Source organism: Allobosea sp. 2RAB26, from assembly GCF_052115465.1.
GTDB lineage: Bacteria > Pseudomonadota > Alphaproteobacteria > Rhizobiales > Beijerinckiaceae > Allobosea.
The window spans coordinates 114,726-134,885 of the sequence record NZ_JBFRGS010000009.1 but is presented as its reverse complement, the minus strand read 5'-3'; the positions used below and the strand labels follow the sequence as shown (position 1 = coordinate 134,885).

Here is a 20,160-nt window from a genome sequence, read left to right as displayed (position 1 = left end):
GAACAGAGGATACCGAACATGCGCGAGTCGATTACCCTGCCCGGCCATCCCGAAAAATGGCCCTGCTTCTCCGATGTCGTGAAGGCGAAGGGGACACTGGTCTTCCTGGCGGGCCAGGTCGGCTGGGACGACCATGGCGTTTGGGCCGAAGGCTTTGAGAAACAGGCCGAACTTGCGCTCCAGAACATGGAGAGGGCTCTGGCAGCGGCCGGCGCCACGATCGACGACGTCGTCAAGGTCGTCATCTTTGTGGCCGATGCCCGGAACGGCGACGCGGACTATCGCACCGGCAACAATTTCAACGAGATCTACTCCCGGTTCTTCAAGCGCAACTTTCCGGTTCGCACGCGGGTGCAGACCGGCATGCTCGCGAGAGATTGCCTCGTGGAGATCGATGTCATCGCTGTCATCAGCGACGATTGAACGATGGGCGGCCGTTCCAACGCCGCCCACAAGCGTGCGAAAGGGAAGGCAGAGGTCTCCCCTCTCGCCCCAGTTTTGCTAGGACGGCCTTTGCCAAACATGGGCAATAGCGACTAGGCCCTGCTTGCATCGCTTTGCGGCAGCGAGACTTCCCGACAATTGGAAAGGGGAAGTCGCGAGACGCTAAAACAAGCGTCGCATCAAGGCTTTGCGCTCGCCCCCCAGATGCGATCGAGGAACCGGTCGGCATAGGGCTGCCAGAGCGCGCGGCCCTCCGGCGTCGGGAACAGCCTGTGCCCGTCTTCGCCGAATGCGTCCAGGAGATGATATTCGGCATCGCCGCCGGCGGAGCGATAGGCCCCTGCCATGCGGGCGGTCAGGGCGCTGTCGAAGAAGCGGTCGTTCCGGGTATAGATCCACAGGGTCGGGATCTTCGATGAACGGCCGAAGGTCGCCGCCGCGTCGACAAGGCTGTCCGGCGCGCAATTGTTGTTCGGCCGGCCGCCGGCATAGCCACCGCGGCCACCGGCGAAATTGATGACGGCGCGCACGCTCTCGGGGCCGCGGCTCGCTGCGGCCAGCGAGCCCCAGCCCCCGGCCGATTGGCCCACGAGCAGGATGCGGTCGGCCCGGATCGTGGGAAGGGTCGCGAAATAGCGGGCGACATTCTGGATATCATCCGCAGTCGCCAGCCCGCCGCGAACGTAGTCCGGCTGGCTGCACGGTCCGTAGGCCTCGGCCCATTCGCCTCCGCGCGGGCCATATCCGCGACGCAGCGGCAACACGACCATGAAGCCACGCGAGACCAGCCAGTCCGCCCCGGCCCGGTATTCGGGCGGCGCCATCGTCTTGCGCGCAGCCGCATTCGCAGGCGAGCCGTGACTGACGACCGCGAGCGGGAACGGGCCGGGCCCGGCCGGACTGAACACACGCGCCGGCAGCAGGATCTCGGCCCCCTGCGCATCCCAGCCCACCGGGACGAACCAGGCCTGCTCGCCGGGGCGCTCCCTATCGACGGGCAACCGGCCCGGCCGGGGATGCTCGACGGCCTCCCAGGGGTTTGAGGGCTGCGCCTGAGCCGGAGGGGCAAGCCCCAGCGCCAGGGTCGACGCCGCAACGGCACATTTCAACGGCAGCATCCAATCCCCGACAGAGGCGACGCTCGATGCAAACAGAGACATATTCGCGTTCCATCCCTAGATAATTTTCCAAACTGAAGTATCTTGCAGTATGAGAGTCAAGCTAGATCGCAAATATGCGGGGTGTATCGAATACTTATTGCAATGTATTCGAAAATGTATTGAGTTTATGCAATTAACTCATAACTGTTATCTTGATACCGCTCGTCTTTTCAAACATCCTGCCCTCAAGAATATCGTGATCGAGGCGGCCCTTCCGCTGATGTCGATCCGCATGGGGAGCGTTCGCTATGTTACGCAGATTGACCCGAGCCGCTCTCGCGGGCTCGTTCCTGCTCGGCCTTGCCGTGGCTCCGGGACAGGCCGCGACGCCCAAGGACGTATTCGTCATGGCGAGCGACCTCACCACCTTCATCACGTTCGATCCGGCTGCAGCCAACGAGTCGTTTCCCAACGAATTGTTGCGGCAGATGTGCACGCCGCTGCTATCGCTGGATCACAAGGATCCTTCGAAAGTCGTCGCCGGTATCGCCGAGACATGGTCGAGCTCCCCGGACGGGAAGACCTGGACGTTCGCGCTGCGGCGCGGCATGGTTTTCCCGTCTGGCAATGCGGTCACCTCGTCGAGCATCGCCTGGGCCATGCGCCGGTCGATCAAGCTCAACCTGGTCAGCGCGAGCCTGATGCGCGACTGGGGGCTCACCTCGCCGGACCAGATCGCAACACCGGACGACCACACGCTCGTCATCACCCTCGCCAAGGATCTGGCGCCCTCGGTGACGCCCTTTGCCTTCACCAACCACCGCATGGGGTCGGCCCTCGACCGCGACACGATCATGGCGCGCGAGAAGGACGGCGATCTCGGCGCCGGCTGGCTGAACACGAATGTCGCCTGTTACGGCCCCTACCGCCTGAACACGCTGCGCGCCCAGGAAGTCGCGATCCTGGAAGCCAATCCGACCTACTGGAAGGGCGCGCCGGCGATGAAGCGGATCATCGTGCGGCATGTCCCGGAACCGGGCGCGCAGAGGCTCCTGCTCGAAAAGAACGACATCGACTACGCCAAATCGGTCGAAGCCTCGTCGCTGGCGGCCATGGTGGCCAATCCGGAATTGCGCTTTCAGTTTCAGCCGCGCCTCGACAGCGTCTATCTCGCGCTGAACCAGAAGGACCCGATCCTCAGCAACCCGAAGGTCATCGAGGCCTTTCGCTACCTGATCGATTATCAGGGACTGAAGGAGACCGTGCAGAAGGGGCGCGCCGAAATCCGCCAGAGCTTCGTGCCGGCAGGCGTGTTCGGGGCGCTGCCGAAGGGCGAGGACCCCTATCGGCTGGACATCGCCAAGGCAAAGGCCCTCCTCACCGAGGCAGGCTATGGCGACGGCTTCAAGAAGACCGTCCTGACGATGACGAACTACCCGTTTCCGGATCTCGCGCAGAACTTCCAGCAGAATGCCGCGAAGGTCGGCGTGACGCTGGATATTCGCACCATGGCGACGGCGCAGCTCTACACCCTGATGCGCAGCCGCGACTTCCAGATGCTGATGGCGGTCTACGACTACGATTATCCCGATGCCAACGATATGGCGCTGCGGATGGCGTATAACCCCGACAACAGCGATGCCGCGAAGGCGACGAATTTCCTGGCCTGGCGTGCCGCATGGGCGCCCGACGCCTGGTTCAAGCAGCAGGTCGAGGCCGCGCAGGTGGAGCGCGACCCCGCCAAGCGCACCGCGCTCTATGCCGAGCTGCAGCGCCGCCACATGCGCGAGGCGCCGATCATCGGCATCTTCCAGCGGCTGGGCGCGATGGCCCTGCACAAGCGGGTCAAGCGCTTCGAATATAACGGCTCGGAGTTCTTTTACGACACGATCGAGAAGGAGTGAGGCGTGAGCTCCCTGACCGATCTCGCGCCGCGCCGAAACGCCCGCCTGCGCCTGCCGCGCTGGGCAGCGCCGGCCCTGCGCGGCGGGCTCTCCGTCGCGCTCACCCTGCTTGGCCTGCTGGCCCTGACCTTCTTCATCGGGCGCGTGCTGCCCTTCGACCCGATCGCCGCGGTCGTCGGCGAGAAGGCCGATGCCAGCGTCTACGAGAACGTGCGCATCAAGCTCGGGCTCGACCAGCCGCTCTACATCCAGTTCGTCATGTTCCTGCGCGACATGCTGAGCGGCAATTTCGGGCGGGCGATCTTCACCGGCAATCCCGTCGCCGACGATCTCAGACATGTCATTCCCGCGACGGTCGAGCTTGCCACCGTCGCCATCGTGATCGGCAGCGGGCTCGGCATCCCGTTCGGCGTCGCCGCTGCGGTCTATCGGGGAAAACCGATCGACCACGCCGTGCGGCTCCTGTCGCTGATCGGCCATTCCGTCCCGATCTTCTGGCTCGGCCTGATGGGGCTGATCGTCTTCTATGCCTGGCTCGGCTGGGTCGGCGGCTCCGGCCGGGTGGATATCTTCTATCTCGACGCCGTGCCGAAGCGGACGGGGCTGCTGCTCGTCGATTCAGCACTGGCGGGCGACTGGGACGTGTTCGTCAGCGCCGCGCGGCACATCATCCTGCCGGCTCTCCTGCTCGGCTATTCCTCGATGGCCTATATCAGCCGCATGACCCGGAGCTTCATGCTCGATCAGCTGAGCCAGGAATACATCACCACGGCGCGGGTCAAAGGGCTCTCGCGGCGGCGCGTGGTCTGGGGTCATGCCTTCCGCAACGTGCTGGTCCAGCTCGCCACGGTCATTGCGATTTCCTATGGCGGGCTGCTCGAAGGAGCGGTGCTCACCGAAACGGTCTTCGCCTGGCCCGGCTTCGGTCAGTACCTGACGACCGCCCTGATGATCGGCGACATGAACGCCGTTCTCGCCTGCACATTGATCGTGGGGCTGGTCTTCATCTGCCTGAACCTGATCACCGATCTCCTTTACCGCTTCCTGGATCCGCGCACCCGATGACGGCTCATTCCTTCGAGCGCAACGCTTCGTTGCGATCCTGGCTTCTCGCCGAGGCACCGCAATCGGGCTTCCAGGCCTGGATGCAGAGCTTCTACCTCGCCTGGCTGCGCCTGGCCGCGAACCCCCTCGCCGTCATCGGCGTGGTCGTCCTGCTGGTGATCGGGCTGGTCGCGCTGATGGCGCCGTGGATCGCCACCCACTCGCCCTTCGACCAGGTCCTGGCCGAACGGTTTCAGCGCCCGAGCGCCGCGCATTGGCTCGGAACGGACGAGCTCGGCCGGGATGTCTTCAGCCGCATCGTCTATGGCGCCCGCACCACGCTCTACATCGTCGGCCTCGTTGCCGTGATCGTCGGGCCGATCGGCCTGTGCATCGGCGCGACGGCCGGTTATCTCGGAGGCTGGGTCGAAGCGCTGCTGATGCGGATCACCGACATCTTCCTGTCCTTCCCGAGCCTGATCCTGGCGCTGGCCTTCGTCTCCGCCCTGGGCCCGAGCCTGGACAATGCGATCATCGCCATCGCGCTGTCCTCCTGGCCGGGGATCGCCCGTCTCGCCAGGGCGGAAACCCTGACGATCCGCTCCAGCGACTATGTCGATGCCGTCCGCGTCATGGGGGCCTCGACACCGCGGATCATCTTCAAGCACGTCATGCCGATGTGCCTGCCCTCGGTCGTCGTGCGGGTGACGCTGAGCATGGCCAGCGTCGCGTTGACCGCAGCCGGCCTCGGCTTCCTCGGCCTGGGCGCCCAGCCCCCGACGCCGGAATGGGGCGCAATGCTCTCGACGGCGAGACAATACCTGCTCGAACACTGGTATCTCGCCGCCATGCCCGGCCTGGCCATCCTGACCGTCAGCCTCGCCTTCAACCTGTTCGGAGACGGGTTGCGCGACATGCTCAACCCGCGCTCGTGAGGGAGGGGACGATGTCCGGGACCACAAAGAGCCCCATCCTCACGGTCGAGGACCTGCGCGTCGGCTTTCCCGGCCCGCGCGGCCTTGTGGAGGCCGTGCGCGGCATCAGCTTCGAGGTCGGCCGGAACAAGGTCGGCATCGTCGGCGAGTCCGGCTCCGGCAAGTCAATGACCGGGCGGGCGATCCTCAACCTGTTGCCGTCGGGAGCGACCTCCACCGTCAAGTCCATGAAACTGGGCGAGACCGAGCTCGCAGGCCTGAGCGAAAACGAGATGCTCGGCATCCGCGGCAAGCGCGTCTCGATGATCCTGCAGGACCCGAAATACTCGCTCAACCCAGTCATGCGGGTGGGGCATCAGATCGCCGAAGCCTTTCGCGTGCATCATCGCGCCTCCCGCGCCGAAGCGAACGAGCGGGCGCTGGAGATGCTGGCGGCGGTCCGCATCCGCGATCCCAAGCGCGTCTTCGCGCTCTACCCGCACGAGGTCTCGGGCGGGATGGGCCAGCGCATCATGATCGCCATGATGCTCATTCCCGAGCCCGAGCTGATCATCGCGGATGAGCCGACCTCGGCGCTCGACGTCACCGTCCGGCTCCAGGTCCTGGCCATTCTCGACGAGCTCGTCACCACCCGCGGCATCGGCCTGATGTTCATCAGCCATGACCTCAACCTGGTCTCGACCTTCTGCGACGAGGTCTTGATCATGTATGCCGGGCGCATCGTGGAGCGATGCCCCGCCGCGGACCTTCACCAGGCGAAACATCCCTATACGCGCGGGCTGCTGGCCTCACTGCCCCGGCTCGAGGACGGCCATAAGCGCCTGCGGGTGCTGGAGCGCGACCCGTCCTGGCGCAACGAACCCATTCCGGCGGAAGCATGATCGAAGTCAGCCATTTGCGCGTCGCCTTCGGCGCGGGTGAAAACCAGTCCGTCGCCGTCGACGACGTCTCCTTCTCGATTCCCGAAGCGACCGTCTACGGGCTCGTGGGCGAGTCCGGCTGCGGCAAGACGACAATCCTGCGGTGCCTTGCCGGCCTCAACCGGCAATGGTCGGGGACCATCAGGATCGCCGGCAAGACCGTGGGACCGGTGCGCGATCTCGCGTTCTACCGGATGGCCCAGATGGTGTTCCAGGATCCCTATGGCTCCCTGCACCCACGGCACACCGTCAACACCATTCTCTCGGAGCCGCTGGTGGTGCACGGCATCGCCGGCATCGGCCCGCGCGTCTCCCGCGTGCTTGCCCAGGTCGGTCTTGGCGAGAGCTACCGCTACCGCTACCCGCACCAGCTCTCCGGCGGCCAGCGCCAGCGCGTGGCGATCGCGCGGGCTCTCATCCTCGAGCCCCGCATCCTGTTTCTCGACGAACCGACCTCGGCTCTCGACGTCTCCGTCCAGGCCGAGGTTCTCAACCTGCTCCGCGACATCCAGGTCGAACAGGGCCTCACCTGCGTCCTCGTCAGCCACGACCTGCCCGTGGTCGCCAATCTGTGCAACCGGCTCGCCGTGATGAACCAGGGCAAGCTGATCGAGGAGCTCGGCGTCGCCGACCTGATGTCGGCGCGCGCCCATAGCGGCTACACGCAGAGGCTGATCGCAGCCAGTGCCGGCTATGATCGTGCGCTGGTCGGCCTCGATGCGGACTAGCCCGGCCGTGGGGCGGACGGAGGTGGATGTCGACGCGGCATCGCCCTGGACGCGGCCGGGCGCTGCGACCCTGTCGCGTTAGGGAGGACGCCATGGAGGTCAAATGGTTGGAGGATTTCCTCAGCCTTGCGAGCACGGCAAGCTTCTCCCGTTCCGCTGCCGAACGCCATGTCACCCAGTCCGCCTTCAGCCGCCGCATCAGGCAACTCGAGGATTGGGTCGGCTTGCCCCTCGTCGATCGGGCCTCCTATCCGGTCCGTCTGACCTCGGCCGGCGAGAATTTCCGCGGGACCGCGCAGGAGCTGTTGCAGGACCTGTATCGCGCCAGGGACAAGCTGCGGGAGAAGCAGGGTTTGCGTGCAAACACCCTGTCCTTCGCGGCGCTCCACACGCTGTCGCTGACCTTTTTCCCGCAATGGCTGCGGCGCATCGAGCCCCGCTTCGGCGGGCTGCGGACCAGAGTGAGCGCGGACAATAACGGGATCGATTCCCTCGTGACCTCGCTGAGGGAAGGCGGCAGCGATTTTCTGCTGATCTACTCGCATAGCGCGGTGCCGGTGTTCATCGGCGACACCGACATCATCCATATGCGATTGGGCGACGAGCGCGTCGTCCCCGTTTCAGCCCCTGATGCCAGCGGTCGCCCGCTTCACCGGATCGAGCCGGGAGCGACCCCGGCGCGGCACCTCGCCTATGGCGCCGGATCGTTCTTCCATCACGTGCTGGCGGATCTCTTCGCGAGACGAGCGCTCGAACGCATCACGATCCACGAGAACACGATGTCCGAGGGCCTGAAGGCGATGGCTCTGGCCGGTTGGGGGCTGGCCTGGATACCGGAGAGCATCGTGCGGCTCGATCTTGCCAGCGGGCAACTCGTGCGCGCCGCCGATGCCAGCTGGGACCTGACGGTTGATATCCGGCTCTACCGATCCCTGTCGAATTCCCGTCCGGTCGTTGAGCAATTCTGGCGCACCGTCAGCGAGGACGAGCAGGACGCAATCAGTGCGAAGCCGCAACTGGTCCGCTGCTGACGGGCATGGGCAGTCGCTTGCCCATGCCCGTCAGATCTCGATCTCGGTTCCGAGCTCGACCACCTGCTTGGTCGGCACGCCGAAAAACGCAGCCGAGCGCTCGGCATTGCGCTGGAGGAAGGCGAACAGCGTTTCCCGCCAGACCGCCATGCCGGCGATCTGCTTGGTCGGGATGATCGTCTCGCGGCTGATGAAATAGGTGATCTGGGTGGGGTCCACTCCGGGCAGCCTGCCCTGTTCGCAGGCCATCCGAAGTCCGTCGGCGATGCTCGGATACTGCATGAAGCCGAAATGCAGGATGATCCGGGTGATGCTCTCATGGAGTTCGATCACCTCGACGCGGCCATCCTCCTCGACGCGGGGGACCTCTGCGATGACGACCGTGACCAGCAGGATGCGCTCATGCAGGACGCGGTTGTGCTTGACGAACTGCGTCAGCGCGAGCGGCACGCCATGGGGAGCCGAGGCCATGAAGACGGCGGTTCCGGGCAGTCGCGAGCAGCAGGTCGCGACCGCGCTCTCGATCAGCTCCTCCTCCGGCTGGCGCAGATTGCGGCGGGCGCGCTCGACCAGTTTGACGCCGCTGCGCCAGGTCAGCATCACGAAGGCGGCAGCGGCCGCAAGCAGGAGCGGGAACCAGCCGCCTTCGAACAGCTTGGTCGTGTTCGCGGCGAAGAAGATGCAGTCGATGACGAGGAAGAAGCCGTTGACCGCAATCACGATCACCGGCGGGTAGCCCCAGTGCAGCGCAACGAGCGCGGCCAACAGGGTGGTGATGGCCATCAGCAGGGAGACGGCGATGCCATAGGCGCCTGCCAGCGCATCGGACGAGCCGAAGCCGATCACCGCGCCGAGCGTCGCCGCCGCCAGCAGCCAGTTCACCAGCGGCACATAGATCTGGCCGATCTCGTGGCTTGCCGTGTGCTCGATATGCATGCGGGGCAGGAAGCCGAGCTGGATCGCCTGCTGCGTCAGCGAGAACACCCCGGAAATGATGGCTTGCGAGGCGATCACGGTCGCCACTGTGGCAAGGGCGACCAGCGGGTAATGCGCCCAGTCCGGCGCCAGCTGGTAGAATGGATTATCCAGCGCGGCGCTGTCGGTGATCAGGAGTCCGGCCTGACCGAAATAGTTCAGCACGAGCGCCGGCAGGGCAATGCCGAACCAGGCGAGCCTGATCGGCAGGCGGCCGAAATGTCCCATGTCGGCATACATGGCTTCGCCGCCGGTGACGGCCAGGAATGCCGCGCCGAGAATGGCGAAGCTGACATGGAAGTCCTGGTGGATCAGGAAATTGACGGCGTAGAGCGGGCTCAGCGCCACAAGCACGCCGGGCGCCTGGGCGATGCCGTGGAGGCCAAGCAGCGCGATGATGATGAACCAGCCAAGCATGACCGGACCGAAGATCGCGCCGATGAAGCCTGTGCCCTTCTTCTGGACGGCAAACAGGCCGATCAGGATGACCACGGTCAATGGCACCACGACATGCTGCAGCGCCGGCGCGTCGAGCTTCAGGCCTTCGACGGCGCTCAGCACCGAGATGGCCGGGGTGATGGCGCCGTCGCCGTAAAGCAGCGCCGCACCGATCAGGCCGACGATCAGGAGATAGGCGCGCCAGCTCCCCGGCTCGGCGTTGCGGGCCGAGAGCAGGGCCAGCATGGCGACGATGCCGCCCTCGCCGCGATTATCGGCACGCAGGATCAGCAGCGCGTATTTCATGGAGATGATCAGGATCAGCGCCCACAGGATGAGCGAGACGATGCCGAGCACCGCATCCTGACTGAGGCTGCCGCCCTGGGTCGCCGCCCTCGCCGCTTCCCGCAAGGCATAGAGCGGACTTGTTCCGATATCGCCATAGACGACGCCGAGAGCGCCGAGCGTGGCGGCGACCGGCAGGGCAGCGGGCGGTCTCGTTACCTGAGCGCTGTGGGCAGTCATGGTTCGATCCCAGCTGCAACCCAGTACATAATCTGCGAGCATTGGGGGCAAATTGCTAGGGGGCGAGGATGCCGGTCGCGCGGGTCGGAAGGACCATCGTCGTCCCGCAGGTCAGGCGCCCGTCCAAAGGGCTGCGCTTCCTCGCCGTGCGGGATGCCGTGCGCCCCTGGTCTGATCCTCACGATCGGCCAGAACGGAGGTCAAGCTGGACCAGAACCATGGGGCCGCGTCTGAGTCACCCAAACGCCTTCAGGGGCCCTGGCCGGTTCAGGTGAAGACCGACGATTGCGGTTCGCGATCAGGCAGGACGAGCTCCGCAAGGCGCGGAGGCCGCGCCCCCTCAGTGACGGGGAGGCAACAGGGCCGAGGGCGTCACCAAGTCCTCCAGAGCCAGGCCACGTTCCTTCAGCAGGGCTTCGAGCAACGGGCGCAGCTCGCCGAGGCTTTCCGCGACGGTGTCCCGCACCGTGTCGACAACCACCTGAGTCCCCCGTTCGATCTCGACATTGACCGCGTCACCCTCTCGCTTGGCGTCGAGATTCGTCACCCGGCGCGTCTCGGGGATAAGCCAGATCTCGAACCAGCCCTCGGCCTTGTTGCACTCCGAGACCGTCGGGCTGCATCCGTTGATGGCGATGTAGCCTTTCGGGAAGATGTACCGCTCGAAGGGCCGAGGGATGGAGAACCGGATGGCCTTGTTGCCTCCGTATTCCTTGATGAGGTCGATCCGCGCTGCGAAGTCGATATGGCCCGAGAGAGGGTGCCCACCGATCTCTGCGCCATCCTTCGCCGCCCGTTCGACATTGACCATGCTGCCCGGCCCACAATCCCCCAGCGTGGTGACCGCGAGGCTCTGGAGCATGACGTCGAAGAGCACCCGCTCAGTGGACATGATCGTCGTTGCCGTCAGGCAGACGCCATCCACGGCGACGCTGGCCCCGATGCCGAGCCCTTCGGTAAACCCTGCGGGGAAATCGAGCGTGAAGGTCCGGATGCCATTGTCGTCCTCAATGGCTGCAACCCGCGCTACGGTTTGAACAATGCCGGTGAACATCGCTGTCCTCATCCTCTCGAGCCGCGCCTTATAGCGCTCGCCGGATGCGGCAGGCCAGTCGATCAGGGCAAGGCCTGCGAGCGTCCGCGATGGGTCGGAGTTGGCTGTCGGCCGCTTTGACCAGGACAGCCCGGATGAACGGGCGCAGGGGCGATGGACCATGCCGGTCCGAAGGCTCAGCGCCGCCGCGCTGGGAGCGAGCGGGCAACGTAGCCCAGAGCAAACGTCACCATGGCGACCGCGAGCCCGGAGCAGATCAAGCCAGCCGGAGTGATCCGCGCCCGTCCCTGCAGGGTGATGTGCTTGCCGACACGCAGGTCGAACTCGGATCTGATTTCCTCGGGATGAGTCGGAGCCTCGTCGGCAACGGGGTTCCCGGCGCTGGCATTGGTCATCAGGCGCTCCACGTCTGAATGGCAAGGCTCGGATCGTGCCATGAAGCCCGATGACATCGCCAGCCCGGAGACTGGAAGGCCGAGGTCGGGCCGCCATGGCGAAGGCTCCTTCGGGCGCTTGACCTCGCCCCAAGGGCTGACTCTAGAGATGGATTCATGAGCGATTCCTATCTTCTTGCCGGACGTTTCGGCGCCGCCACGCGGCTGTCACCGAAGGCCTTGCGGCTCTATGCCGAACAGGGCCTGCTCGTGCCGGCCCATGTCGATCCGCAGACCGGGTACCGCTATTACGCCCCCGAGCAGGCGCCACGGGCGCGGCTGATCGCCAGGCTGCGGCGGCTCGGTCTGCCGGTAGCGCGCGTCGGGCAGCTTGTCGCGCTTGCGCCCGAGGCGCGCGCCGTCGAGTTGCAGACATGGCTCAGCGCGCAGAACGAGCTTCTGGCAGAGCAGACCGAGGGTGTTCGGGCGCTTGCCCGACACGCCGACGGTGGTGAACCCGCCTTGGCCACGGCGATAAGCTTGCGCGAGATCGAGGCCAGCAAGGTCGTGTCCCGCCAGCGCCACGTCGGCGTCGAGGCCCTCGACGATTTCGTCGCCAGCGCCGAGGCCGATATCCGCGCCCATCTGCGGGGCTCGGGCCTGCCGGGCGACGGGCCGATGAGCGTGCATTGCCACAGCCTCGTCAGCCGCGACAGCGAAGGTCTGGTCGAGGTCGCCATCGCCTATGAGGGCAGCCTGGAACCTGCCGGCGACCTGCGCCTATGGCTGCAGCCGGCGCGGCGCGAGGCCTATCTGCCGGTGCCCAGGGCTTATGAAGATTTCCCGCTCGTCCTGCGCGTCTATGACGCGATCGAGGCGTGGCTCGACGCACGAAGCGATCTGAGCTGCAGCGACAGCCCCTGCGAAACCTATCCCGGAACCGGCGGCGCACGTTTCGATGTCGCCTATCCGATCACCCTGTAAGCGAGCCCGCCATGACGCATTTTTCCTATACGGGCTCCGGCCCCTATTGCTACGCCAATTCCTTCGCGATGATGTTCGGGGCCGACGCGCCCTCCACCGCGGTGATCGAGATCGCCATCGGCAGTCCGTTCGGCATGCAGTTGAGCGGCGGCACGCTGCCATTCTTCGATCCCTATGGCTGGGACCCGGAGAAGGGCTTTGAGGACGCGCTTTCGTCGCTCGGCTGGACATCGACGGTCACGCAGGGCGGCGAGGCCGAGGAGGCCCTCGCCCGGCTCAAGGCGGCGCTGGCTGGCGGACCGGTCTGGATCGGCCCGGTCGAGATGGGGCATCTGCGGCACCAGCCGGGCATGCGTGGACCGATCGAGGCCGACCACTACGTCGTCGTCCTTGAAGCGGATAATGAGCGCGTGGTGATGCATGATCCGCAAGGCTATCCCTATGCCACCCTGCCGGTCGCCGATTTCATGGCCGCCTGGAGCGCCAGCACGCTGATCTATGGCGCGCCCTACACCATGCGAACCGCCTTCAGGCGCGTCGCAGAGGTCAGCGAGGTGGAGACGATCCGTGCGTCCGTCCCGGCGGCGATCCGCTGGCTGTCGATGGACGGCGATCTCGGCATGCCGGCCGGAAGCCTCGGCAATGGCGAAGCAGCCGAAGCCCTGGCGGCACGGATCGAGGCGCGATGCGACGAGGCGCTGCGCGGCCATATGGTCCATTTCGCGGTCAGGGTCGGCGCCCGCCGCGCGGTCGATGCCGCAGCCTGCCTGGCGCGCGCCGGCTATGCCGAGGCCGCGCGGATTGCCGACAGGCAGGCGCGCCTGATCGGCGCGATGCAATATCCGCTGGTTGTCGGCAACGACGCCGTTGCGGCGACCGCCCTTCGTGACCTGGCGCCCACCTACGACATGCTGCGGACGGCCTTGGAAAACCAAAGCTGAATGCCTGCCTGGGAGTGGACGCGCCTGGACGTTTGGACGCTTATCCCGGCGATTTGCAGCTACCCTCAGCGAATCCCGGCGGCGCTGTCATGCACCGGGACCTCGCTTGACCGCGCCCGGAGGACAATACCGAATGGCGAATGATGATCGCACCAGGTTCATTCCCAGGAGAACGCCGGAATCGGCGGCGATGTCGGCAAACGTCAAGCGGGCGATGACGATCACCGCCACCCTCAACCGTTTGACCTATAACGATGCCGATGAAGTCCGGGCCTTGTTCAGCGATCTCATCGGCAAGAGGGTCGACGACAGTTTCGTGTTGATACCGCCGTTCTATACGGAAAATGGGGTCAATATCCGTGTCGGGCGCAATGTCTTCGTCAATCAGAACTGCACCTTCTATGATCTCGGCGGGCTCGATATTGCCGACGACGTGCTGATCGGGCCGAATGTGAGCATCATCACGACCGGCCGCCCCCTTGAGCCGTCCCAACGGCGCGCCCGCGTCACCGCAAAGCCCATCGCGATCGGGAGAAATGTCTGGATCGCAGCCGGTGCGACCATCATCGGTGGCGTGACGATCGGAGAGAATTCGGTCGTCGCGGCGGCTTCGGTCGTCACCAGGGACGTTCCTTCGAACACCCTTGTCGGTGGCAATCCGGCGCGGGTCATTCGTTCGATCGCCGACTGAAGAACCGCCCGTATAATGGGCAGTCAAATGCTCCTTCGCCCGCGATCCCCTGGCGAATGCCGGGCCGGTTAAAGTTTACGCGGCACGGCCGGTCCATCGGCATTGCGTCAGCGCCATTGGTGGCGCAGAGGAAACGAGCGGGCTGCAGGTCACATGTGTCACCTGGCTCTTGAGAACTCTCCCATGTCTATCGCCCGTCTCTGCCTTGCGGCTTTCGCCGCCGCGCTTCTGTGCGTCGTGCCTGCCGCCGCCAAGAATTTCGCGGTTCCCGACAAGAACCCGGCCATTACGCTGACCGTTCCGAACAACTGGAAGACGCAGGAGATCGAGTTCGGCTACTCCGCGCGCCCGCAGGACGAGGCGATCTTCTTCTCGGTCGAGTTCGCGCATGCCCGCGAGATCGACAAGATGATGGCCACGAACGAATCCTGGATGAAGGAAAACAAGATCAAGCAGGTGAAGCCGATCCAGGCAGAAGTCCCGATCAACGGGATTTCCTCGACCGTCTTCCAGTTCCGCACCACTGACGCGAACGGCCCGACGACAGTCGATTTCATCCTGATGCCGGCCGGCAGCGGCCGGATGATCATGATCACCGTCTGGGGCAATGACGAAGGGCGCGAGACGCACGCCAAGGCGCTCGACGATATCTTCGGCAGCATCAAGTCGATCAACTGAGAAGACCCGGCGCGTATCGGACCTTCCGATACGCGTCTCTCCGCAACGGCCGCACGACGGACGGTGCAGCACGTGTCGGCAATTGCCGCGCAGCGCGACAAGGCGCTAGTCATTGTCCGGGATTTCCGCGTGATCCGCGCTCTCTCCGCATCGGACGCCTATCTCCGCAGCGCTCTACCCGACATCCTCTGCCTGCAGGAAGTCGTGCATACGCCTTCGTCGTCAAAGGACTGGCTGACCTACCGCGACGGCGATCATGTTCTTCCCCAGCGTGCAAACTTTTTCCGCGATATTGGCGCGGCTCTGCCCGACCATACCGCGATGTTCTTCCCGGCGGCGCAGGGCGTTCTCTGGGACGACGGCAAACCCGTGCCCTCGCAATGGGGCCTGGCGACATTCGTGCGATCTGCCTATCCGATCATCGGGCAGGCACAAGGCTTCGTGCACAGGGCGTTCTCCTGGGATGGCTACGGAGACCATCCCAGGTCGCGCAATGCTCATGTCATCCGACTTTTCGATTTCGAACGGGGGTGGCCGATCACCATCGCGCATATGCACGGGCTTCGCGACCTCGCGGGCAAGCAGGACACACAAGAGCGCCTGGAGCAGGCGACGCGCTTCGCGCGCTTGATCGCGAATGTCGCGCCGCCCGGGGAGCGCCTGGTCGTCTGCGGCGATTTCAATGTCGAACCTGGCAGCCGGACGTTCGACATCCTGGCCGAGATCGGCCTGCACGACCTCGTCACGGCGACCGGATGCACCGACACCCGAACCTCGCACTACAAGAAGGCGGGTCGCTACGCCGACTATATGCTCGTGCGCAGCAGCATCGACGTGATCGAATTCACGGTGGTCGAGCATCCCGAGGTCTCGGACCATCGACCGCTTCTTCTCACGATATGACAGACGCCGCCGGAAATCCGCGACATGCTGCGGGAGCGCTTGTCGGAAGCGGATGGCGCGCCGCGTCGCCCCCGTTGCCGGCTTCGATCCTTGGCTCACAAATTCCATTCTGCGATGGTGCTGGAATCGCGGACAAGACTGTCGCGTTCATCGGAAGTTCGCGACAGGAACGTAGATCAGGTCATGACAACGGCAAGCCGCCCGGACTTGAGCGACATCCATCAGGGCGATTGGGTCGACCGCCGGCTGCCGGCCGCATGGCGGCCCTATATGCGGCTGGCGCGGCTCGATCGCCCCGTGGGCATATGGCTCACGTTGTTCCCCTGTTGGGCCGCCTTGATCCAGGCCTCCCATGGCGTTCCCGACCTCGGGCTCCTGGCCATCTTCTCGCTCGGTGCGTTGCTGATGCGAAGCGCCGGCTCCACCATCAACGATATCGCCGATCGGAACTTTGACGGCCATGTCGAGCGAACCCGCTTCAGGCCGTTGGCAAGCGGGCAGATCGGCACGCGACAAGCCTTCGTCTTTCTGGGCGTCCAGCTCGCGCTGGCGGCTGCGCTGCTGCTTGGCCTTGCCCCATACACAGCTCTGGTCGCGCTGTGCGTACTCCCGCTCGTGTTCATCTACCCGCTTTGCAAGCGCTTCACCCATTGGCCGCAAGCCGTCCTGGGCGCGGCCTTCAATTGGGGCATGCTCATGGCATGGGCCGAGGTCGCGGGGCAAATCCCGCCCGGCGCGGTGCTGATGTGGGCCGGGGCCATCGCCTGGCAGATCGGCTACGATACCGTCTATGCCTATGTCGACGTGAAGGACGATAGCCGCCTCGGGCTGAAATCGACGGCGATCCTGTTCGGGCGGCACGGCAAGGCGTGGGTTGGGCTGTTCTATGCGCTGACGCTTGCAGCCTGGTCGCTTGGTGGCTGGCTGCTGGGCATGTCGCCGCCTTACGCCATCGGCATGCTGCTGATCGCCGCGCATCTGGCCTGGCAGACCTGGCGGATCGACCTTGCCCGCCCCGACGTGAATTTCGGGCTGTTCCTGGCGAACATCCTGACCGGGGCGCTGCTGGCCGCTGCGGCCTTGCTGGGGACGATGTGAGGCGCCGGCGCGGTCGGTCGCGAAACTCGCTCGCTAAGGCCCGCGGTTCCCGACTGACATGCATCCTCATGCCCCTCGATCTCCGCCCTCGCCAGCAGCTGCCCCCCTTAAGCGGACGTTCGACCCGCTTAATTTGCTCCTGCCGGCGGTGAGCTCAATGCAATAGGACAGCGCTTCGAAACGTCTCCAGCTCCGGCGTGCGAGGCCGGGCGAGCGTCGCGGCCGCGGGACCTTCCTCCCAGATCAGGCCCTGGTGCATGAACGCCACGCGGTTGGCGACCTTGCAGGCAAAGCCGATGTCGTGGGTCACCAGCATGATGGTCATGCCGTCGCGCACCATCTCCTCCAGCAGTTTCGGCACCTCGCCGACCAGCTCCGGATCGTCGAACAGGATGAGTTGCGGCGACATCGCCAGCGAACGCGCGATGGCCAGACATTGCTGCTGACCGCCGGAGAGCTGATCGGGATAGGCATCGATCTTCTCGGCCAGTCCTACCTTTCGCAGCACGGTTTCAGCCAGGTGCCGTGCCTCGGCCAGCGGCACCCCCTTCACCACATTGGGCGCGAGCGTGATGTTCTCCTCGGCGCTGAGATGCGGGAAGAGATTGAAGCTCTGGAACACGATGCCGACATGCTGGCGCAGCTTGCGCAGATCCGTGCCGGGATCGTTGACCACGGTGCCGTTGAAGGAGATGGTGCCGCCCTGGATAGGCTCCAGCCCGTTCACGCAGCGCAGCAAGGTGCTCTTGCCCGAGCCCGAGCGGCCGATGACGGCGACGATCTCCCCCTTCGCGACGGTGAGCGACACGCCATTCAAGACCGTGTGCTGGCCGTAGCGCTTGACCACGTCATTCAGATCAAGGAGCGACATGCAGCCTCCGCTCGAGCCGCCGGCTCCATTGCGTCAGGTCGAAGCAATGCGCGAAGTCAATGATAGTGATCATGACATAGATGGGGATGAGCCGGAAGGTGGTACAGGCGCCACCTCCAGTGTCTCCGAACACCCCGTCCCGGTCTCCACGAAACCGGCGGCGCGCGCGGCGGCGTCGCTGCTGGCCTGGAGGCCAGGGCGATGACGTCCCCAACCCCAGACCATCGGCGACGCCTCTCTATTTCTTGAGAGCCGGGCAGGCGCCGTCTGCGAGCGAGCGGAAGGCCTGGTCTCCGGGGATGGTCGCGACGAGGTTGTAGAAGTCCCAATCGCCCTTCGACTCTTCCGGCTTCTTCACCTGGAAGACGTAGAAGTCATGGACCATGCGTCCGTCCTCGCGCAGCTTCGCGCTGCGCACGACATCGTCCTCGATCGGGATCTCGCGCATCTTGGCGATGACGGTCTTGGCGTCGTCGGATTTCGCGGCTGCGACCGCCTTGAGATAATGCCGGACCGCCGAATAGATTCCGGCATGGATGGCCGAGGGAACGGTGCCGTTCTTCGCCTTGAAGCGCTCGGAGAAGGCGCGCGTCCGATCATCCAGGTTCCAGTAGAAGCCTTCCGTCAGCACGGTGCCCTGCGCGCCCTGGAGGCCGACGCTCTTCACATCCATCACGGTCATGAAGAAGGCGACCAGCTTCTGGGCGCCCTGGCCGACGCCAAAGTCCCGAGCCGTCTTGATCCCGGCGATCGTGTCGCCACCGGCATTGGCCAGCGCGATGATGTCGGCGCCCGAGCCTTGCGCGGTCAGGAGCTGCGACGATAATTCGGTTGCGGGAAAGGCATGCCGGACCGAGCCGAGATAGTTCCCGCCCTTGGCCGTCACCAGGGTCTTGGTATCGGCTTCGAGCTGGTGTCCCAGCGCATAATTCGCCGTCACCAGATACCATTTCGAGCCGGGCTTCGTCAGCGCATTCGCGACCCCGGAGACCTGGACATAGGTGTCCCACATCCATTGCACGATATGATCGGGCTGGCAGGCGTCACCGGTCAGCCGCGCCGTGCCGCCCGGAAACAGGCCGACCCGGTTCTTCTCCTTCAGCAGCGGCGGCAAGGCGAGCTGGAGCGAGGCGTTCGACATGTCGGCGAGGACATCGACCTTCTGCTGGTCGATCCATTCGCGCGCGATCACGGAGGCGACATCGGCCTTGTTCTGATGATCGGCCGAGACGGTTTCGATCGTCATGCCGGCGCATTCGGCCGCAAGGCAATCATCGATCGCCATCCTTGTCGCCAGCACCGATCCCTTGCCGGTGATGTCGGAATAGACGCCGGACATGTCGGTGAGGACGCCGATCTTGACGACTCCGTCGGAGACCTCCGCCTTTGCCGCGAGACCCGGCCACCCGAGCGCCAGCGCGACCGTCGCTGCTACGAACTTGATCCGCATTCCAAATCCTCCCAATCCGTCGACCGTCAGGCGGGTCGATCGTTCCCGTGCCAATGAGCCAGCGGCAATCCGGCAACAGGTGACCGGAATGTCGGAATGCGCGTGCCCCTCAGGCTGCCGATATAGGCGGTGCGCAGATCGGGACCGCCAAAGGTGATGCTGGCGAACCAGGGGGCGATGCTGCCGCCACAGGCGAGCATCAGCTCGGGCGTCGCCTCGTCGCGGGCGAAGGCCGCCATCAGCGCCCTGCCCGCCGCGCTGCCGCGATCATCGTCGAGCAGGATGCGCAGGTCGCCGTCGGGCGTGATCGCAAAAATGCGGTCGGTCATGACATGGGTGCCCCAGAGATTGCCGTGGGCGTCGAAGGCGATGCCGTCGATGAAGGCGCCATGATCGCTGGGGCCGAATGTCTCTCGCTGCGAAAGGCTGCCATCCCCGCCGACACGCAGCCGCGTCACGCGGCGGCCGCAGGTCTCGACGACATAGAGCCACTCCTCGGCGGCATCGAGCCTGATCTCGTTGGTGAAATGGAAGCCGTCGGCGACGACGCGCAGGCGCCCGCCATCATAGAGCGCGACATAGCCGTCCCGGATCGCGGGGCTCATCGCCTTCATCCAGTTCTTCGTCCGGGTCGAGATCGTCAACCAGATCCGGTCCCGGCTGTCGCGCAGCACGAAATTGACCTTGCCGATCGGCTCGCCGTCGATGTTGTCGATCAGGACGCGCGTCTGCCCGTCCCGGGTCATGATCTCGAGCCGGTCGGTCCCGAAATTCGAGATCAGGATGTCGCCATTGCGGGCAAAGGCCAGCCCGTTCGGCAAGGTGCCGGCGACGAAGCGGTCCTCGTCGTTTACGGCCTCGGCAAAGCCGCGGCTCGCCTGCTGCACGATCAGCCGCTGGCGCCCGTTCGGGACGATGCGCACGACACCGCCGCGCGCATCGGCTGACCAGAGCGTGCCGTCCGGCTCGGCCAGGATGCATTCCGGGCGCTGCAGGCACTCGCCGACATAGCTGATCGCCGCTGGATCGACCGTGAAGCCGTCGATCGGATTGGGTGTCCCCGCCATGGCGC

At 65.1% G+C, this 20,160-nt stretch carries 20 protein-coding genes; 13 read left to right on the top strand and 7 right to left on the bottom strand.

Annotated elements, in window-relative coordinates:
* The first annotated feature begins 18 nt into the window (after positions 1–18).
* The gene (locus tag AB4118_RS18905; RefSeq protein WP_441491191.1) at positions 19–423 is read left to right on the top strand and encodes a RidA family protein; all 405 of its coding nucleotides are present in this window, start codon (positions 19–21) and stop codon (positions 421–423) included.
* A gap of 200 nt (positions 424–623) precedes the next feature.
* On the opposite strand, the gene AB4118_RS18900 is transcribed toward AB4118_RS18905, so the two are convergent.
* Complete coding sequence (locus AB4118_RS18900; RefSeq protein WP_441491190.1) at positions 624–1,604, bottom strand: alpha/beta hydrolase family protein; 981 nt, start codon at positions 1,602–1,604, stop codon at positions 624–626.
* A 248-nt stretch (positions 1,605–1,852) separates the two neighbouring features.
* Between AB4118_RS18900 and AB4118_RS18895 the strand changes: the two genes are divergently transcribed.
* From AB4118_RS18895 to AB4118_RS18870, 6 genes are all read left to right on the top strand, one after another.
* Positions 1,853–3,448: an ABC transporter substrate-binding protein gene (locus AB4118_RS18895; protein ID WP_441491189.1), complete on the top strand. Its 1,596-nt coding sequence runs from the start codon at positions 1,853–1,855 to the stop codon at positions 3,446–3,448.
* Between the two features lie 45 nt (positions 3,449–3,493).
* Entirely contained in the window at positions 3,494–4,513 is a 1,020-nt protein-coding gene (locus AB4118_RS18890) for an ABC transporter permease (protein WP_441491365.1), read from the top strand.
* On the top strand, positions 4,510–5,427 hold the full coding sequence (nikC, locus tag AB4118_RS18885; RefSeq protein WP_441491188.1) for a nickel transporter permease: 918 nt from the start codon (positions 4,510–4,512) through the stop codon (positions 5,425–5,427). The genes AB4118_RS18890 and nikC overlap by 4 nt, the downstream gene beginning before the upstream one ends.
* 11 nt (positions 5,428–5,438) lie before the next feature.
* Entirely contained in the window at positions 5,439–6,308 is an 870-nt protein-coding gene (locus AB4118_RS18880) for an ABC transporter ATP-binding protein (RefSeq protein WP_441491187.1), read from the top strand.
* The gene (locus AB4118_RS18875) at positions 6,305–7,075 is read left to right on the top strand and encodes an ABC transporter ATP-binding protein (RefSeq protein WP_441491186.1); all 771 of its coding nucleotides are present in this window, start codon (positions 6,305–6,307) and stop codon (positions 7,073–7,075) included. Before AB4118_RS18880 ends, AB4118_RS18875 begins: the two co-directional genes overlap by 4 nt.
* Positions 7,076–7,167: 92 nt before the next feature.
* Positions 7,168–8,106 carry a LysR substrate-binding domain-containing protein gene (locus AB4118_RS18870; protein ID WP_441491185.1) on the top strand — a complete coding sequence of 313 codons (939 nt, stop codon included), beginning with the start codon at positions 7,168–7,170 and terminating at the stop codon, positions 8,104–8,106.
* Positions 8,107–8,136: 30 nt separating this feature from the next.
* Here the strand turns inward: AB4118_RS18870 and AB4118_RS18865 are convergent, their stop codons facing one another.
* The 3 genes from AB4118_RS18865 to AB4118_RS18855 form a co-directional block, all read right to left on the bottom strand.
* On the bottom strand, positions 8,137–10,044 hold the full coding sequence (locus AB4118_RS18865) for a potassium transporter Kup (RefSeq protein ID WP_441491184.1): 1,908 nt from the start codon (positions 10,042–10,044) through the stop codon (positions 8,137–8,139).
* A 340-nt stretch (positions 10,045–10,384) separates the two neighbouring features.
* Positions 10,385–11,098, bottom strand: a complete 714-nt coding sequence (locus AB4118_RS18860; protein ID WP_441491183.1) for a riboflavin synthase subunit alpha — start codon at positions 11,096–11,098, stop codon at positions 10,385–10,387.
* Between the two features lie 176 nt (positions 11,099–11,274).
* Positions 11,275–11,493, bottom strand: coding sequence for a hypothetical protein (locus AB4118_RS18855; RefSeq protein ID WP_441491182.1), 219 nt, complete (start codon positions 11,491–11,493; stop codon positions 11,275–11,277).
* Positions 11,494–11,649: 156 nt separating this feature from the next.
* Between AB4118_RS18855 and AB4118_RS18850 the strand changes: the two genes are divergently transcribed.
* The 6 genes from AB4118_RS18850 to ubiA all read left to right on the top strand — a co-directional run bounded on the left by AB4118_RS18850 (position 11,650) and on the right by ubiA (position 16,767).
* A complete protein-coding gene (locus tag AB4118_RS18850) occupies positions 11,650–12,456 on the top strand; it encodes a MerR family transcriptional regulator (RefSeq protein ID WP_441491181.1) in 807 nt (268 codons plus the stop codon).
* Positions 12,457–12,467: 11 nt separating this feature from the next.
* Positions 12,468–13,397, top strand: a complete 930-nt coding sequence (locus tag AB4118_RS18845; RefSeq protein ID WP_441491180.1) for a hypothetical protein — start codon at positions 12,468–12,470, stop codon at positions 13,395–13,397.
* A 190-nt stretch (positions 13,398–13,587) separates the two neighbouring features.
* Positions 13,588–14,088, top strand: coding sequence for a sugar O-acetyltransferase (locus AB4118_RS18840; protein ID WP_441491179.1), 501 nt, complete (start codon positions 13,588–13,590; stop codon positions 14,086–14,088).
* A 183-nt stretch (positions 14,089–14,271) separates the two neighbouring features.
* Positions 14,272–14,766: a hypothetical protein gene (locus tag AB4118_RS18835; protein ID WP_441491178.1), complete on the top strand. Its 495-nt coding sequence runs from the start codon at positions 14,272–14,274 to the stop codon at positions 14,764–14,766.
* 111 nt (positions 14,767–14,877) lie between these two features.
* A complete protein-coding gene (locus AB4118_RS18830) occupies positions 14,878–15,669 on the top strand; it encodes an endonuclease/exonuclease/phosphatase family protein (protein ID WP_441491364.1) in 792 nt (263 codons plus the stop codon).
* 183 nt (positions 15,670–15,852) lie between these two features.
* Positions 15,853–16,767 (top strand): 4-hydroxybenzoate octaprenyltransferase, encoded by a 915-nt coding sequence (gene ubiA, locus AB4118_RS18825; RefSeq protein ID WP_441491177.1) that lies wholly within the window; start codon positions 15,853–15,855, stop codon positions 16,765–16,767.
* Positions 16,768–16,921: 154 nt separating this feature from the next.
* On the opposite strand, the gene AB4118_RS18820 is transcribed toward ubiA, so the two are convergent.
* The 3 genes from AB4118_RS18820 to AB4118_RS18810 all read right to left on the bottom strand — a co-directional run bounded on the left by AB4118_RS18820 (position 16,922) and on the right by AB4118_RS18810 (position 20,155).
* A complete protein-coding gene (locus AB4118_RS18820; RefSeq protein ID WP_441491176.1) occupies positions 16,922–17,638 on the bottom strand; it encodes an amino acid ABC transporter ATP-binding protein in 717 nt (238 codons plus the stop codon).
* Between the two features lie 238 nt (positions 17,639–17,876).
* Positions 17,877–19,088 carry an ABC transporter substrate-binding protein gene (locus AB4118_RS18815; protein WP_441491175.1) on the bottom strand — a complete coding sequence of 404 codons (1,212 nt, stop codon included), beginning with the start codon at positions 19,086–19,088 and terminating at the stop codon, positions 17,877–17,879.
* Positions 19,089–19,114: 26 nt separating this feature from the next.
* Positions 19,115–20,155, bottom strand: a complete 1,041-nt coding sequence (locus AB4118_RS18810; RefSeq protein WP_441491174.1) for an SMP-30/gluconolactonase/LRE family protein — start codon at positions 20,153–20,155, stop codon at positions 19,115–19,117.
* Positions 20,156–20,160 lie beyond the last annotated feature (5 nt).

Excerpts from the sequence above, each read along its gene's own strand:
- AB4118_RS18815 (WP_441491175.1), bottom strand. The coding sequence starts at position 19,088 with ATGCGGATCAAGTTCGTAGCAGCGACGGTCGCGCTGGCGCTCGGGTGG.
- AB4118_RS18870 (WP_441491185.1), top strand. The coding sequence starts at position 7,168 with ATGGAGGTCAAATGGTTGGAGGATTTCCTCAGCCTTGCGAGCACGGCA.
- AB4118_RS18865 (WP_441491184.1), bottom strand. The coding sequence starts at position 10,044 with ATGACTGCCCACAGCGCTCAGGTAACGAGACCGCCCGCTGCCCTGCCG.
- AB4118_RS18850 (WP_441491181.1), top strand. The coding sequence starts at position 11,650 with ATGAGCGATTCCTATCTTCTTGCCGGACGTTTCGGCGCCGCCACGCGG.
- AB4118_RS18855 (WP_441491182.1), bottom strand. The coding sequence starts at position 11,493 with ATGACCAATGCCAGCGCCGGGAACCCCGTTGCCGACGAGGCTCCGACT.
- AB4118_RS18880 (WP_441491187.1), top strand. The coding sequence starts at position 5,439 with ATGTCCGGGACCACAAAGAGCCCCATCCTCACGGTCGAGGACCTGCGC.
- AB4118_RS18900 (WP_441491190.1), bottom strand. The coding sequence starts at position 1,604 with ATGTCTCTGTTTGCATCGAGCGTCGCCTCTGTCGGGGATTGGATGCTG.
- AB4118_RS18820 (WP_441491176.1), bottom strand. The coding sequence starts at position 17,638 with ATGTCGCTCCTTGATCTGAATGACGTGGTCAAGCGCTACGGCCAGCAC.
- nikC (WP_441491188.1), top strand. The coding sequence starts at position 4,510 with ATGACGGCTCATTCCTTCGAGCGCAACGCTTCGTTGCGATCCTGGCTT.
- AB4118_RS18835 (WP_441491178.1), top strand. The coding sequence starts at position 14,272 with ATGTCTATCGCCCGTCTCTGCCTTGCGGCTTTCGCCGCCGCGCTTCTG.
- AB4118_RS18905 (WP_441491191.1), top strand. The coding sequence starts at position 19 with ATGCGCGAGTCGATTACCCTGCCCGGCCATCCCGAAAAATGGCCCTGC.
- AB4118_RS18845 (WP_441491180.1), top strand. The coding sequence starts at position 12,468 with ATGACGCATTTTTCCTATACGGGCTCCGGCCCCTATTGCTACGCCAAT.
- AB4118_RS18860 (WP_441491183.1), bottom strand. The coding sequence starts at position 11,098 with ATGTTCACCGGCATTGTTCAAACCGTAGCGCGGGTTGCAGCCATTGAG.
- AB4118_RS18895 (WP_441491189.1), top strand. The coding sequence starts at position 1,853 with ATGTTACGCAGATTGACCCGAGCCGCTCTCGCGGGCTCGTTCCTGCTC.
- AB4118_RS18810 (WP_441491174.1), bottom strand. The coding sequence starts at position 20,155 with ATGGCGGGGACACCCAATCCGATCGACGGCTTCACGGTCGATCCAGCG.
- AB4118_RS18875 (WP_441491186.1), top strand. The coding sequence starts at position 6,305 with ATGATCGAAGTCAGCCATTTGCGCGTCGCCTTCGGCGCGGGTGAAAAC.
- ubiA (WP_441491177.1), top strand. The coding sequence starts at position 15,853 with ATGACAACGGCAAGCCGCCCGGACTTGAGCGACATCCATCAGGGCGAT.
- AB4118_RS18840 (WP_441491179.1), top strand. The coding sequence starts at position 13,588 with ATGTCGGCAAACGTCAAGCGGGCGATGACGATCACCGCCACCCTCAAC.